The sequence below is a fragment of the Periweissella cryptocerci genome (assembly GCF_004358325.1).
Taxonomy (GTDB): Bacteria; Bacillota; Bacilli; order Lactobacillales; family Lactobacillaceae; genus Periweissella; species Periweissella cryptocerci.
The window spans coordinates 2,376,669-2,391,078 of sequence record NZ_CP037940.1 but is presented as its reverse complement, the minus strand read 5'-3'; the positions used below and the strand labels follow the sequence as shown (position 1 = coordinate 2,391,078).

The 14,410-nt window shown below is 40.4% G+C and carries 13 protein-coding genes; 7 read left to right on the top strand and 6 right to left on the bottom strand.

The window, feature by feature from the left end; translation table 11 throughout:
- Nucleotides 1–232 precede the first annotated feature (232 nt).
- Entirely contained in the window at nucleotides 233–1,645 is a 1,413-nt protein-coding gene (locus EQG49_RS10565; protein WP_133363930.1) for an MDR family MFS transporter, read from the bottom strand.
- 141 nt (nucleotides 1,646–1,786) lie between these two features.
- Here EQG49_RS10565 and EQG49_RS10560 point away from each other — a divergent pair, with 141 nt between their 5' ends.
- Nucleotides 1,787–2,341 carry a TetR/AcrR family transcriptional regulator gene (locus EQG49_RS10560; protein ID WP_133363929.1) on the top strand — a complete coding sequence of 185 codons (555 nt, stop codon included), beginning with the start codon at nucleotides 1,787–1,789 and terminating at the stop codon, nucleotides 2,339–2,341.
- 87 nt (nucleotides 2,342–2,428) lie between these two features.
- On the opposite strand, the gene EQG49_RS10555 is transcribed toward EQG49_RS10560, so the two are convergent.
- The 4 genes from EQG49_RS10555 to EQG49_RS10540 form a co-directional block, all read right to left on the bottom strand.
- Nucleotides 2,429–2,815: a hypothetical protein gene (locus EQG49_RS10555; protein ID WP_133363928.1), complete on the bottom strand. Its 387-nt coding sequence runs from the start codon at nucleotides 2,813–2,815 to the stop codon at nucleotides 2,429–2,431.
- A 281-nt stretch (nucleotides 2,816–3,096) separates the two neighbouring features.
- Entirely contained in the window at nucleotides 3,097–3,627 is a 531-nt protein-coding gene (locus EQG49_RS10550) for a cysteine hydrolase family protein (protein WP_133363927.1), read from the bottom strand.
- A 27-nt stretch (nucleotides 3,628–3,654) separates the two neighbouring features.
- Nucleotides 3,655–4,887: an MFS transporter gene (locus tag EQG49_RS10545; protein ID WP_133363926.1), complete on the bottom strand. Its 1,233-nt coding sequence runs from the start codon at nucleotides 4,885–4,887 to the stop codon at nucleotides 3,655–3,657.
- Between the two features lie 1,069 nt (nucleotides 4,888–5,956).
- Nucleotides 5,957–9,088: a pectate lyase-like adhesive domain-containing protein gene (locus EQG49_RS10540; RefSeq protein ID WP_133363925.1), complete on the bottom strand. Its 3,132-nt coding sequence runs from the start codon at nucleotides 9,086–9,088 to the stop codon at nucleotides 5,957–5,959.
- Between the two features lie 313 nt (nucleotides 9,089–9,401).
- On the opposite strand from EQG49_RS10540, the gene EQG49_RS10535 reads away from it, so the two are divergent.
- Nucleotides 9,402–9,974: a TetR/AcrR family transcriptional regulator gene (locus EQG49_RS10535; protein ID WP_133363924.1), complete on the top strand. Its 573-nt coding sequence runs from the start codon at nucleotides 9,402–9,404 to the stop codon at nucleotides 9,972–9,974.
- 123 nt (nucleotides 9,975–10,097) lie between these two features.
- Here the strand turns inward: EQG49_RS10535 and EQG49_RS10530 are convergent, their stop codons facing one another.
- Nucleotides 10,098–10,574: an effector binding domain-containing protein gene (locus tag EQG49_RS10530; protein ID WP_165964872.1), complete on the bottom strand. Its 477-nt coding sequence runs from the start codon at nucleotides 10,572–10,574 to the stop codon at nucleotides 10,098–10,100.
- 126 nt (nucleotides 10,575–10,700) lie between these two features.
- Between EQG49_RS10530 and EQG49_RS10525 the strand changes: the two genes are divergently transcribed.
- From EQG49_RS10525 to EQG49_RS10505, 5 genes are all read left to right on the top strand, one after another.
- Nucleotides 10,701–11,663, top strand: coding sequence for a helix-turn-helix transcriptional regulator (locus EQG49_RS10525; protein ID WP_133363922.1), 963 nt, complete (start codon nucleotides 10,701–10,703; stop codon nucleotides 11,661–11,663).
- Nucleotides 11,664–11,693: 30 nt separating this feature from the next.
- Nucleotides 11,694–12,161, top strand: a complete 468-nt coding sequence (locus EQG49_RS10520; protein ID WP_133363921.1) for a GNAT family N-acetyltransferase — start codon at nucleotides 11,694–11,696, stop codon at nucleotides 12,159–12,161.
- 107 nt (nucleotides 12,162–12,268) lie between these two features.
- Nucleotides 12,269–12,805, top strand: coding sequence for a flavodoxin domain-containing protein (locus EQG49_RS10515; RefSeq protein ID WP_133363920.1), 537 nt, complete (start codon nucleotides 12,269–12,271; stop codon nucleotides 12,803–12,805).
- 389 nt (nucleotides 12,806–13,194) lie between these two features.
- A complete protein-coding gene (locus EQG49_RS10510) occupies nucleotides 13,195–13,734 on the top strand; it encodes a flavodoxin domain-containing protein (protein ID WP_133363919.1) in 540 nt (179 codons plus the stop codon).
- Between the two features lie 200 nt (nucleotides 13,735–13,934).
- Nucleotides 13,935–14,276 carry an iron chaperone gene (locus tag EQG49_RS10505; protein ID WP_133363918.1) on the top strand — a complete coding sequence of 114 codons (342 nt, stop codon included), beginning with the start codon at nucleotides 13,935–13,937 and terminating at the stop codon, nucleotides 14,274–14,276.
- Nucleotides 14,277–14,410: the final 134 nt, after the last annotated feature.

The following is a 14,410-nucleotide window of genomic DNA, read 5'->3' as shown; positions in this document are numbered from 1 at the left end:
ACCACTAAATCTGGCCGTATCCCCTTAATTTCATTATGCACCAATCTCACAAAATTGCCGTGCATTGCGGTCATTTATTAAGACGCTGGCTAATTATAAAAATTAGGCTGAGGCATAACTTGTCCAGCCTACAAAATAAGCCTGATTTCCCCTCATCGTAAGGTAGAAATCAGGCTTATTAACGTCCGATAAAAGGCTACACCACCTTTTACCCCACTTCCATTTTTAATAATTAATCTTCATATGCTAAGACTTCTTCAGACAATGGTTCTTCCTTCAAGAACACCGCCAAAATAAGTAAAACTACCGCAATTGGAATTGTCCAGATAAAGACCGTTTGGAAGGCGTGAATCGGATTAGCCAAATGCGTCCCCATATCATTAGTTAAGATTACACCAAAGGCTGCTGCACCAAAGGCACCGCCTAGGGTTTTAAAGAAATTCAAAACACCAGTTGCCGTACCAAGATCCCGCACTGGCACGGTATTTTGTCCAGCTAACATTGCAACTTGGACAAACAAGCCAACGCCTAAGCCCACGGGAATTTGCCACAAAATGATAAACCAATTGGCTGAATTTAAACTAATTTGTGCCAAACCATAGAAACCAACGCCCAATAAAACCGCCCCAATAATTGGCAAAAGCTTGTATTTACCAGTTCTTTCGATGATTGCACCACCGACCATCGTTGCAATAATCATCGCAATCATCGTTGGAATGATGTAATAACCAGAATGGCTAGCTGAAACGTGGTGAATCATTTGCGCATACATTGGGATAAAGACCATTGCGACAAATAATGCCGCTGTGGCGAGTGCAAATTGTAAGCTCGCATTGTTAAACGTCAAATTTTTGAACAATGGTAGTGGTGTTAACGCGTCCTTTTGCATCCGGTGTTCCACAATTAGGTACGCAATTAATGAAACAACTGCCCCAATAATCATGTAGAACATTTTTGCGGAGTGCCACGCAACTTGTTCGCCACCTAATGTCACAATCAATAAAGTTAATGCTGTAAATGTTGTTACAAAAACACTTCCTAAATAGTCAATTTTTGTTACCACATTTGCCCGGCTTGGCAAATGTAACTTAATTGCCAAGATTACCGAAGCGATGACTCCAATTGGAATGTTAATAAAGAAAATCCATTGCCATGAAGCATACTGAACAAAGTAACCACCCAAGATTGGCCCAGCAATTAAGCTGACCATGCTGATCAATCCAAACAAAGCTTGATATTTTCCACGAGTACGTGCTGGTACCACATCTGCCGTGACCGCTTGTACCAATGAATTTAATCCTCCCGCACCGATACCTTGGAATGTCCGTGCGATAATCAAAAATAACATTGAATGTGCTAAGCCACTAAATAGTGAACCTAAAATAAATATCGCCAACGCAATTTGTAAAATGATTTTGCGACCAAAAATATCACCGAGTTTTCCAAAAATCAATGTCATCACGGCACTAGTTAACATGAATCCCGTGATAATCCACGCTGATTGGTTGAGGTGTCCTAGGTCTTTGACAATCCCATCTAACGCGGTGGTCGTAATCGTTTGATCAAGTGTCGACATGAACAATATCAAACTCAATGGAATGAAAATCCACGTCAGATTTAACTTCTTTTCTGTTTGTGCAGCCATAATTCTATACCTTCGTGTGTATTTATTTTTAAGTAACCGGGTTACTTTTTATCAACGTTACACATTATGTAACCAAGTTACTTTTTTGTCAACAAAAAGTTACCAGGTTACATTTTTATTTGAACGTGGTAAAATAATCACATGAGTAATCGAGAAGAAAAAAAGGCTGCCAAGCGCGCCGAAATATTTAATGTTGCCGTTAAACTCTTTGCCGAGCACGGCTATGATAACGTCACTACCGCCCAAATCGCTGCCGAAAGTCATATTGCTAAAAAAACATTATTCCAATACTTCCCTTCAAAAGAAGATATTATTTTCGATGATGAAGACGAATTGATTAATGCTTTACTAGCCGGACTTGACGGCGCGACAAACATTTGGGCAGCTTTTATCACTTTTATCCAGCAAGCAAATGCCGCAAACCAGACAGATAACGATAACCACACGCCCGAAGCAATGCAGTTACCCACAATCATCCGTGAAAACGACGCTTTGAATGGGCGCTTGTTAAAAATGTGGGATAAATACGAACGGCGCTTAACGGATTATCTAATTAACTTAAACTACACCAACGCCGTTGCGAGTGCCTTATCAAATACAATGATTCATGTTTTTCGTGCGACATTCCTTGAATCTGCCGACATTAATGAAGTTATTACGGCAAACCAGCACGTTGCTAAAATGATTTTGGCATAATTCCCAGCACTCTTCTATCACTAAATACAACAAAAATCGTGCTACTCATTTTGCGAGTAACACGATTTTTCTGGCGCACTTAAATTGTTATGCTTCAACTAAAAATTCGTTAAACTTTTGGTTCAAAGTTCCAAGATACGTCCGTGCGTCTTTACGAGGCACATCCATTACATAACCAAGCAAGAAGTCTTGGACATCGTCTGTGTTTAACTGCTTGACGAAATTTAATAAATCTTCTTCTGTTGGAATTTCAATATTATTTTTCAACAATGCCAAGCTAGCTGGTCCAAATAAAAGATCCGCCCGGAAGCCTGTTGGTGCTGATTTAATTTCAACGTAAATATTTTCTTCTTTATCAACCCAAATTTTAAATTCGCCTTGGCTTTCAACTGTATATGGAATCCCCGCAACATCGGCTGCGCTCAACATAGCTGCTTCTTGTTCTTTATCAGTAAGTCCTAATGTTTTTTTCATGATGGAGCTCCTTCATTGACCAAATTGTCTGGCGCACCATTGTATCGTGTACCACTTTTAATCATGGACTTATCTCAAATTAATGCAAGCGTTTTCACTCATTTATGATAATATTATTCCAATTAAAGATTCACCCAAGTTAAATAATTAGTTAATTTCATTGGAATCCATCACTTACAAGTTCCCCACACTCTAATTCTTATTTAAACAAAATAGGTCTTAAGCTTTCCGAAAAGAAAACTTAAGACCTGTTTTGAAACATATTCTTACAATTCTATTTACTACTGCAAATATGCAATCACTTGATCAAGCGAAATAACATCTCCAATTGTATCTAATCGTTCTAACGCGTGTTGATGATTTTCTGAAGTCCGTGCACTCGTTAAATCTTCAATCGTAATAACATTGAACCCCGCGGCTACTAAGTCCTCGGCGGTTTTCAATACGCCAGTTTCAGTCACGATTCCCGTCAGCAAAACATTTTCTATATCTTTCTTTAAGAAATTTTGCAACGCCACAATTGAAAACGCGCTTGGTTCGTATTTGGTAAAACTCATACTATTTTCATGCGCCACCAAGTCATCTCGTAGCGACAAGTTAGTGAATTTTTCACGCATCGCCACGGGGATTCGGTCACTTGAAACATTAATTAACGCAGTTGGGGCTTCGGCTTTGATAGCCTCTTCAATCAAGTGATTGGTTTTAGTTAATAGTTCTTTTGGTGCATGTGGTACCAACGGCTTTTCACCAAACAAGATACCATCTTGCATATCAATAACAACTAATGCCGTATTCGAATTCTTAAAATCCATTATCTTCACCTCAAATTATTAATTTAATTATGCCGCAACTTCGCTGTCTAAATCTTTTGTATGGGTCGCATAGTTAATCAGATTGATAACCACAAAAATGGCACTACCGATAAATACCATATTGTAACCAAACATCGCGGCAATTGTTGAACCAATTAAGGGACCAATGAATGCACCCATCGACTGTGCTGATTGATTATATGAGAATACTCGCCCGGTAACTGCTTGTGGTGCTTGTTTAGCTAAAACCGCTTGAACACTTGGTAAAATCGCGGCATCGCTCACCCCAATCAACAATCGCGTCCCAATTAAATAATAGACATTCGTCGCAAATGACATTCCAATAAAGACTAACATTGAAAATACTAAACCCGCACCTAAAATGTATTTCTGACCAATGTGATCGCCCAACTGTCCAAGCCGTGGCGCTACGAGTAACGTCACAATGCCTGGTGCCGCTGAAACAACCCCGGCCATCAAGGTAATGTTACCAGTATCATGCATCAAATGTTTAACGTACAGCGACAGCACCGGATTAATTGACTGATTAGTGATTTGCGTAATTGCTGTTGTTAGCAACATCCCCCAGACAATCGTCTTACTATTAACTGATGTGAAAACTTCTTTCATCCCCAATTTACCTTTGGCAATAATTGGTTTGAAATCCTCTTTAACGAAGAATAAGGCAAGGAAGAAAACCGCTGCCATAATTACTCCCGTAATCCAAAATACGGGACGATAACCAACAATTCCAACAACAACACCACCGATAATTGGGCCAAGCAACATCCCGCCAACGCTTCCTGTTGTCAGCGTGCTCATTACACGTCCTGATTCCGTCTTCGGCGTCGTCGTTGCCATTAGTGCCATCGAATTAGACGTGAAACCAGAAAATGCGCCTAACAGCATCCGTAATGCCAATAGCATCCATGCGTGCGTCACAAAGCCCATTAAAAAGATAGTCACTGCCATCCCCGCGCTAGCCCGTAATAACATTAATTTACGCCCTTTTGCATCGGCTAATCGTCCCCAGAGTGGCGACACAATGGCCAAAACGATATAGTTGGACGCAAAAATAGCACCGGACCAGAACGCTAATTCCTTGGTCGTGTAATGTCCTAACGTTGCAATGTACAAGGAAATAAATGGCGCAATCAAGCTACCACCAATCCCCGTCATGAAGGTACCAAACCACAGCACAATCAAGTTTCGTTGCCAAATTTCCTTACCACTAAATTTATTTTTTAAATTGTTTATCATGTACTTCTGCACACTTTCTAACTAACTTTCACATTAAACTATTTTTTGTAGTTTAGCTCCAATGAACAAGTCTACAACTTCCACCACTTGATGTAAACTATAAAATATAGTTAACCCAATACCTCACGTGCTAAATTGATCGCACATGATTAAAATGGTATTCAAAACCATACTTGCTCCCCCCAACTATGGCATTTCTGCCCCTATATTTAATACGCTAGATTATCAAAAAGGGCTAAAATTTTTCTAGCGCTGGATTTGGATATACGTCTCAGATTGATTCCCACTACGAGGCTGGAACCAGTCTGGACACCGTGATGGAAGACAAGCATTTGAAGCCACAGTGCGGTCTTCAAATGTTTGCGAAGATTGGTTCGCTAACGCGGTAACCATCTTCACAAATCCATAATCAGTAACGAAACCCGTTACTGATTATGCCATCACGGTGCGAACTAAAGTCCAGCCTGTTTCCAGCCTCTTCGTTAGTTTGAGCACGCAGTCTGACTAGTAATATGCCCTAATCCTTGTCACTGCAAGTTTAGCGGTAATCAATAATTCTACGCTTATCTAGCGGAGTGACTGAAAATCACTTTGTGGCCGGTAGGCTTTACACCGAAATGGGACGTGACACCACGTGTCGAGTTTGTCGCTGAGGGTAGAACCGACCGGGCCTTATTTGTCCAGCGTAGCTACAAATGTGAGCAGTCTTTTGGCTTTAGCCATTAGACTGCCGGCTATCCCGAATTGCCCAAGACAGACATTCAGCCTGGAAGGCTAATCTAATCGGGTTTTGATTAGATTCAGTTGTTTGTTGCAAACAAACTGCTGGAATGTTTTGCGTTGTCGTACCTCAGGCATAAGCAAGCGGCTTGGGCATGTGCTTCCATCTCGGTGCACAATGTGATTTTCAGTCACGCAGTGGCATCATACATCACATTTTATAAATCCCACGTCAGACGGAATAAAACCTCGAAAAGCACCAAATCACTTGGTAACTCTAAGTGATTTGGTGCTTTTCGTTTATTATTTACTACTAGTCATTAACTTTTTAGTAAAAGTTTAACATCAATTATACTTCCGTATTTTTACCGCGAATTTTTTTCAACCACACAATCGCGCCTAATAATGTAATTCCACCAAGCGTTGCAATGATCATTTGCAAGCGGTCGAATTTGTTACCAGCTTTAGGTAACGCATTCTTAGCGGCAGCTTTACTGTTTTGTCCATTAGCTTGCTTCGTTTTCTTAGCGGCCTTTTTAGGTGCTTGCTTACTAGTTTTCTTCTTGTTTGGCTTATCGCCACCACTTCCTGGTAAATGCGTAATTGGTTTTGTTTTATCTGAATCAGTCGTGCCTGGTTGTGTTGGCTTTGTATCAACCACGGTGTCAGTGCCGGCCGTGTTCGTGTTATCTGGTGTTGTCGTGTCACCTGGGTTGGTCGTATTGCCGTTATCTGTGTTATCACCATTACCCGTGTTATCACCGTTGTCTGTATTACCACCGTTACCCGTGTTGTCACCGTTATCCGTGTTAGCGGCAACAATCGTGTAAATTGTCGCAGCTGGGAAAGTTGCATCGTGGTAGGTCATTTCTGTGGCTGGATTTTCATTTTCCTTATCCCCAGTTAATGCCCGCGCTTTGCTAACACTTGTCCCATCAGATGCAAAAATTTGGACCTGATCACCAGCTTTTAAATCACTTGGTAGCGGTAATGTCCACGTACCATTAGTTACAGCGACTGAGTCACTAAAGTCAGACCACGTTGCACCTTCATCAGTACTTAGCTTCAACCGCACACTGGCCGTGTCAGCAGAAGCGCTCCCACTAATTGTGGTACTACTGGTATCGGCAGCACTAATATCTTCAAGTGGCACCGGTGTTGGTGGCGTTACATCAATCACATTCGTCGTGGTTTCTGTTGAGCGCGCAGGGTTTGTCCCACGGCTTACAGTTGCTTGAATGTCATCACCGCCATTCAGCACATTTTTTTGGAAATCAGCTACATCATTATCCTTAATAGTCATAAATCCGTTATCACCAATTTCGTCAACTGATAATGAACTACCGGGTGCATCAATATCGATTGTTGCTGAATCATTCGTATCAAGATCAACAATTGTATTGTGATTAGCCCAGACCGGTGCCATTACTAAATCACCAGTTTCATAGTTTGGGTTAGCTTGATTTGGCAACTGCCCCATTTGAATTCGTGCCCGCAACGCTTTATCAGCATCCGTGATGAAGTCGGTTTTATATACATCACCATTGTGTTGTGCTAACAATGAGTCTAGCGTCACATCGTCATGCGCTTGCCAAGGTTGGATTGTTACTGTTGGTGCTGAGTTAAGCCCCATGATTCGGTCAAATGCCGAATTTTGCGTATTCAAGCGTTCATCAACTGCGCCTTGCAACATATCATCTGATGCCGTAATCCGTGAAGTACTTGTACCATTAGCGTTATTTGCTTTTCGCTCAAGTAAGAAGTTTTCGACGTCAACAAAATCACCATCTTGGGGTGCTGTAATGATACCATCGTCATTAGTTGTTAATGCCGTCGTGTTATTCCACAAGCTAATATCACTATTGTTGATTGCAAATGTACGCGTTTTAGTCTGATTGTTATTAGCGGTGTTCGTAGAATCACCAATATTGATGGCAGAATAATTGGTATCGCTGCTCGTTCCGGTACCACCAATATTTTTAATATCAAATGCTTTTGGTTGGTTCATGATCAAGGCAGTATTTGACGTTGCCAAATTAATCACTGGTTTGTCAGCTGGCATATTACCAGTAACAAAGAAGCTACCACCTTGATTAATCGCAATTGTTGCCCCAGCAGACTTATCACCGTTCACATTCCGGATAATTGGATTTGTCGCTGGAATGTTAAGTGATGAATGTAAATTCAATATGCCACCGTTCACATATACATTACCAAAGCCACCACTCACCGTTGAGGCCTTAATATCAGCTGGCGCGATTACCGGTGAACTATCTGGTCGATTATACCAAGCAAGCCCACCTGCCGCGGTTCCCATATCCAGAACTGCGTCCTGATTGACCGTTATATTACCAAAAGCCCACGCAATTGGTCCATATGCCTTTTGACTAGCAAAATTATTAGGCACATTTTTAGGAACGACCGTCGCGGTTGCATCCGCTGTTCCTGGCATATTACGTAAAGAAACTTTTGCATTACTTTCTAGCGTAACTTCGCGTGAATCCGCAGTTGTAAGCACTGAATCATCTTTTTCGTTATTCATCCAAAGTAGTGGCGTTGGATTAGCACTAACGATATTCGTGTGCGACCCTGCCGCAAAAATTACACTCCCAACAACCAATGGTTCGTTGGTCGTCTTAATATTATTAGTACCTGCAAAGGTCACTTCGCAACGTGACATCATCGTCAGGTGTGAGCTTGGAGAATCGACCGTAATATTTTCAAACTTCGCCCGCCAAGTACCATTATTGAGCCAATTACCGTACGCATTATTCGTATTTAAGTCGACAAAAATCCCAGCCGTAGAACCATTGCTTGGATTACCAGGCGTTACACCATCCGTAACCGTCGATGAAATTCCAGTGAAGTCATGTACGTAAAGGGTTGAACCACCGCTCTTACCATTCTCTTTGAGTGATCCATCTGTACTCTTTTTCATGTATAACGCATTGTTTCCCAAATTAAGCGTATGTTTATTCCCATTTATTTCAACACTTTTAGTTCGTGTACTTGCACTTTGTGCCAAATTCGCTTGATTATCCGGGATACTAAGGTCATTTTGTAGTTCAATGCAATCAATCGTAATATCATTCCAGGCATTTACAAACTGAGCAACTGTTGAAACGTTTGCTGTCGTTGCCCGCACTTCTTTTTTGCTGTCATTATTAGCTTTTACACTTTTGCCAACTTGCTTTTCAGCCTTGGGCAACGCGATTTCATCACTAATTAGCGCTGTCACATCTTCATCATTTTCAAGTACTTCCGCTAATTTATCTTCATTATTCAAGATGCTATCTTGATCATTTTTTTCAAAGACATTTTCTTCAGCAGAATCGTCTTCAACGCTAGTGCTTTCATCGCTTTGCTCGCCAACATTAAGTGTCGTTTCAATATTAGTATCCTGTGCTTGAACGGTTGGAATTGTTACTAATTGTGCCGACAACATAACTGCGGTCACAATTGGAATCATTTTTTTACTCATCAGAAAATCTCCATTTTTTTATTTCTATCTTATTGAGAGTTCATTCACTAATTTAACTATGTATTTTGAAATTATATCCAAAAAACTTCATCAGCCTCTCACTATTTGTAAGCCGTTTATTATTTTAATCAAACATTATTAATATTCTGCTTGTGGAATATGCTTTTTTCGTGAATATTATTTCGTGGTTATGAATTTTTTATGTCGTGGCGTTTTTTGCACATTTATGCCCTTAGTATTTACCCATCGCACCGTCTCCACTCTCACGTGATATACTATAAAAAATAGATTAAAAATTTGAAAGGAGCCACCCATGGTTCAGAAGCGAAATTTAACCCAAGCCAAAATTGTCGATCAAGCCTTAATTATCGCCAATGATAAAGGTCTCGACCAACTAACTTTCCCTATTTTGGCCGCCGGTTTGAATATCAAATACCCTTCGTTATACAACCACTTTCCTAACATTCAAGCAGTTAAAGACGCGATGGTTGTCCGCATTTACCTTGAGATGAACATACAGTTAACAACTCAGCTGGCAAATCTTCACGGTAGTAACGCGGTCATGTGCTATGCCGAAATCTACCGTAACGTCGCACTTAAATATGCCGGCAGTTTTGACTTGGTAACTAATTATTTCTTAAAAGAAGATAGTGCGGTTGGTCAAGTATTGCGCACACATTATGAGTTACTCCGCGGTACCTTAGTCGATTTTGACATCCCCACAACTGATTTAGTGCTTCTGAATCGCGGCCTCCGGAGTATGATTACCGGTTTTATCAGCTTAAGTATCAAAGGCTATTTTGGCAAAGAATTTAATCTTTCAAAAGATGAAACCTATCACCAACTGATTATGAATTTGGTAAAAAAACTACCTTTAAAAGGCTAGCTTGCTTAAGCCGTCTAACTAAACACAAAAAAATCGTATCAACATGACCCGCACAACCGGTCATGTTGATACGATTTTTAATTTTATTACTACTGTGCTAAAATACCGGTGCTTTTCCCTAAATTACTTACGAATGATGGGAATTAATTTTTCACCACTAATCACACCATCGGCAACTGATAGCTGTACGTTAGCGTTTGGACCACCAACATAGGCAAAATCATTAGCTTGCGGCAATATTTCACCAAATGCTGCCATATCTAATTGTTGCCAAACTTCATTTTCCGTTCCAGTTGCCTTAATTACCAAATATTCGCCAGCTGGAAAGTTAATAACGCGGGTATTTTCAGGCGCCGTAACGTTTGATTGTACGCCTGCATAATAGTAAAATTGGCCATCAATTGCTTCATTAACACCGTATTCTAATTCATTATCTGCCGTTGCCTTCAGTGAATCCCACCGACCATCGGCCCCAATTTCTTGCCACAAGCCGGCTTTTTCACTAGCTAATTCAAATGGATTTTTGTCCATTGATAAGGCCTTACCATATGCCGTCACTGCGAAGGCTGCTTTTGTTTCAATCGTATAATCTGTCATCATTTTTCCCTTTTTCCAAAATATTTGAAAATCCTTTATCGCTTTTCTTTCTATATTTATACTATAATAGCCAAAGGTGACAAAAGTTGGCACTATTAATAATTTATTACATAATTTTGTGAGGGAATAATGGCCGAAAAATTTGATCGGATTAACACCATGATGCGCTATATGAATAACCGGCAAACATTCACACTCCGAGAGCTTGCTGATGAATTTCATGTATCGAAGCGAACTGCGCTGCGTGATGTCCAGACTATCGAAAGTCTAGGCATGCCCCTTGAAGCTCAAGTCGGTAACGGTGGTGGCTACAGCGTGATGCGTAATCAGCTATTACCTGCGGTTCAATTTACAACTGATGAACTGAAATCACTCTTTTTAGCTTTCCAAGCAACGGCGAATCAACAGCTCCCCTATTTACAAGATCGGCAGCGTTTACTCGAAAAATTGTTAGCAATTGCGTCCCAAGCCCAACAAGATGATTTGTTACTGCTGAAACAGCTGATTTTATTTGAAAATACCAATCCGGCTAATCCAAATTTATTAGAACTCTCCGATTTTGCCACACCAATGCTACGCACATTGTTGGAGCTAAGCTTACAGTATCAACAACTTGATTTTAGTTACACAGATAACCAACAACATGCGACGGTTCGCACAATTCTCGTGCTTAATTTTTATTTTCAAAATTCACATTGGTATCTGGCAGCCTATGACTATACTCGTCAAGCAAAACGCAACTTTCGTGTTGATCGTATTACTGAGCCGGTAATTAATTGGCAACGTAGCATGCCAAAGCAAGCTGAACTTCAATCATTGAAGCACACTAGCCCTAGCGCACCCAACCTTCGTTTACAACTCCAGAGTACTGCCATTCAGCGTTTCAAACGTATGCATGCTCCGCAGTTTCAACTTGAGTACATTGATCCATTTCAAAATGTAGCCAAGTTTGAAACTAGCATTAACCTCACTAATCCCCAAGAAATTAGCTTCATTAGTGACTGGCTCCTGTTCTTAGGTGATGAAGTCAAACCAATCGAAGTTCCTAATATAATTCGCGCAAACATTCAGCAAAAAATGCAGCGTTGGTAATAAACATAATTTAGAAAGGATTTATTTCAGATGATCGATATTCGTCCATATCACAGCACAGATAAAACCACAGTTTGCACGTTATTTTACGAAACTGTTCATGCTATCAATCAAGCCGATTACACTTCCGTACAACTTGATGCTTGGACTGACACCATCACAGACTGGCCCGCACGTCTCTTAACTGATTATGGGTTAGTCGCGCAAATCAATCACACAATTGTAGGGTTTGGGTCGATGACTGCAGATGGTGAACTAGATTTATTATTTGTGCATAAGGATTTTCAGGGGCAAGGGATTGCCACCCAATTAGCAAGCGAATTAGAAGCCGATGCGCTGAGGCATGGTAATGAAACTATTCGCGTTTTCGCCTCAATTACAGCGCGCCCGTTTTTTCAAAAACGTGGTTATCAAGTTATCCGGGAAAATACCGTCCACCGTGCAAATCAAATTCTCACAAATTTTGTTATGGCTAAATCGATTGCCAAAACGATGTAACACTCAATAAATACACAATTCCTTCAAACAATCCGCTCCATTTATTTCATATTTACTTGCTAAACTATGGTTAGTTAATAATTGCAGATACAGTTTGGGGGAACTATATGACACGTAAAAAAATAGCAGTAATTTATAAAGCAAAAATTGGCATGACAAAGCAATACGCGACTTGGATTGCGGAAGCTTTTAAAGCCGACTTACTTGAACTCAGTGAAATTGAACAATTTGGGATGTTAAAGTACGATTTAGTCATTTTCGGCGGTGCCATTTCCGCTGGAACAATTCGGGGCATTAATGATTTAATGAAGCGTGCATATCGCGAACTGGTCATTTTCACAGTTGGTATGACACCACCGTCTGACCTCGATCATCACGCCCTCTTAGAGCGTAATATCCCCGCTGATCGGCGTACAAAGACGCCGGTATTCCATTTTCATGGTGGCTTCGACTGCAAAATGCTCGGCTTCTTTGAACGGACAATTCTTGTACCAATTAAAAGCTTTATTCTAAAATTGAAGCCCACGCACAAGCTAACTGCAGACGAACGGGCTTTCCTTAAATACTACGACAAACAAGTTGACCTTTGTAAGTGGAAAAGTATTTTACCCCTTCTTGAATATGTTCACGAAAAGGTGGCTTAAGCATCCAAATTTTGGATGCTTTTTTTGCTCTATTATGTCTGACGTGGGATTGAATAAAATTGGTCACTACGTTAGTTAAGAATAATGTAACTAGCAAAAAACATTTATCACCTACAGGCCGCGGTAGCATGGGAGAAAAACACTGGCAATAGAACTTCGGTCCAATACTGGGGGTTCACTTCATCTAGAAAAATATTAGCCGCTTTTTTATACCGCCGATAACCATAAAACTTGGCGCAACCCGAAAAAGATAAAAGCCATACCAATAACACATTGATGAACGTTTGAAGATTCTGTGAATAATTGTGAAACAATTGTGAATTTTATGAATATTAATTATTTAATTGCTATGATGGAGAAAATCTCAATAAATTGATAAGGACGGTGTCATGCCTAATAAAAAAATCTTGGTACTCTATAAATCTAAATATGGTTCAACCAAGCAATATGCCACTTGGATTGCGGAGGAACTGGGAACTGAATTACGCAGTCGTGATCAAATCCGACCTGATGAACTGTTGGACTATGATCTCATTATTTATGGCGGCTCATTATTTATAGGTGATATTAGTGGTGCTGGCATTCTCCGGGAGCACCCTCATCGTGACGTCATCGGTTTTACAGTTGGTTTATCGGATCCAACCACGACTGACTATACCGATGTCATTAATCGCGCAATTCCAACCGATAAGCGCCGGCAGATTCCCATGTTTCACTTTCGGGGAGCAATTGACTATGCTAAACTCGGTTTCATTGATAAAACAGTCTTACTTATGTTGAAAAATTTTGTTCTCGGGCGTAAAAAAGACAGTGCATTAACTGCCGAAGACCAAGCGATTTTGGATACATTTGGGAATGTCGTTGATTTCACTGATAAAGCTGCGATTGAACCACTCGTCACTTATGTTAAAGAAAACTATTTTGACTAACTGAACACTTATCTTAAGTATTTCCGTAAAAAACGTGCCTGTCCAGCCCGCAAAACAAGCCGGATTTCTCCTTATTGTAGTAAGGTAGAAATCCGGCTTGTTAACGTGGTACAAAAGGCTGCAACCGTTTGTACCACTTCCGTTTTTTGCATTATTTATGGTAAACTCAAAGATACGTAAACATACCTGAGGAGTTTTTAATGAACATTTTCAATGATTACCTAGCCGCTATTACCAATTCTGAGCAAAAAGCCCGCCTCAATGAAGCCCTGACATTGACCGCACAAATTGATGCACAGCTGGAACCACGTCTCGAAAATGCGATGCCCGCATTTTTTATTGGTGATAAACCAATTATCTTTTTTGCGGTAACTAAAAAACATTTCGATGTTTATCCTACGTTGATGACGCTTGATCAATTTGACGAAGAAATCACGAGTAATGCGTATCCCACCGCTAATGGTGCAATTCTAATCAAATGGGACAAGCCAGTTGACTGGTCAATGCTTACTGAGATAATCAAATTTAATATTGCCTACTAGTATCAATTACAAATGGCGGCATAATTCGTCCAGCCTACAAAATAAGCCTGACTTCTCCTCATTGGTAGAAATCAGGCTTATTATCGTGCCAAAATTTTTTAGTCGGGACAAATTCAGGTATGATTCATGGTAAC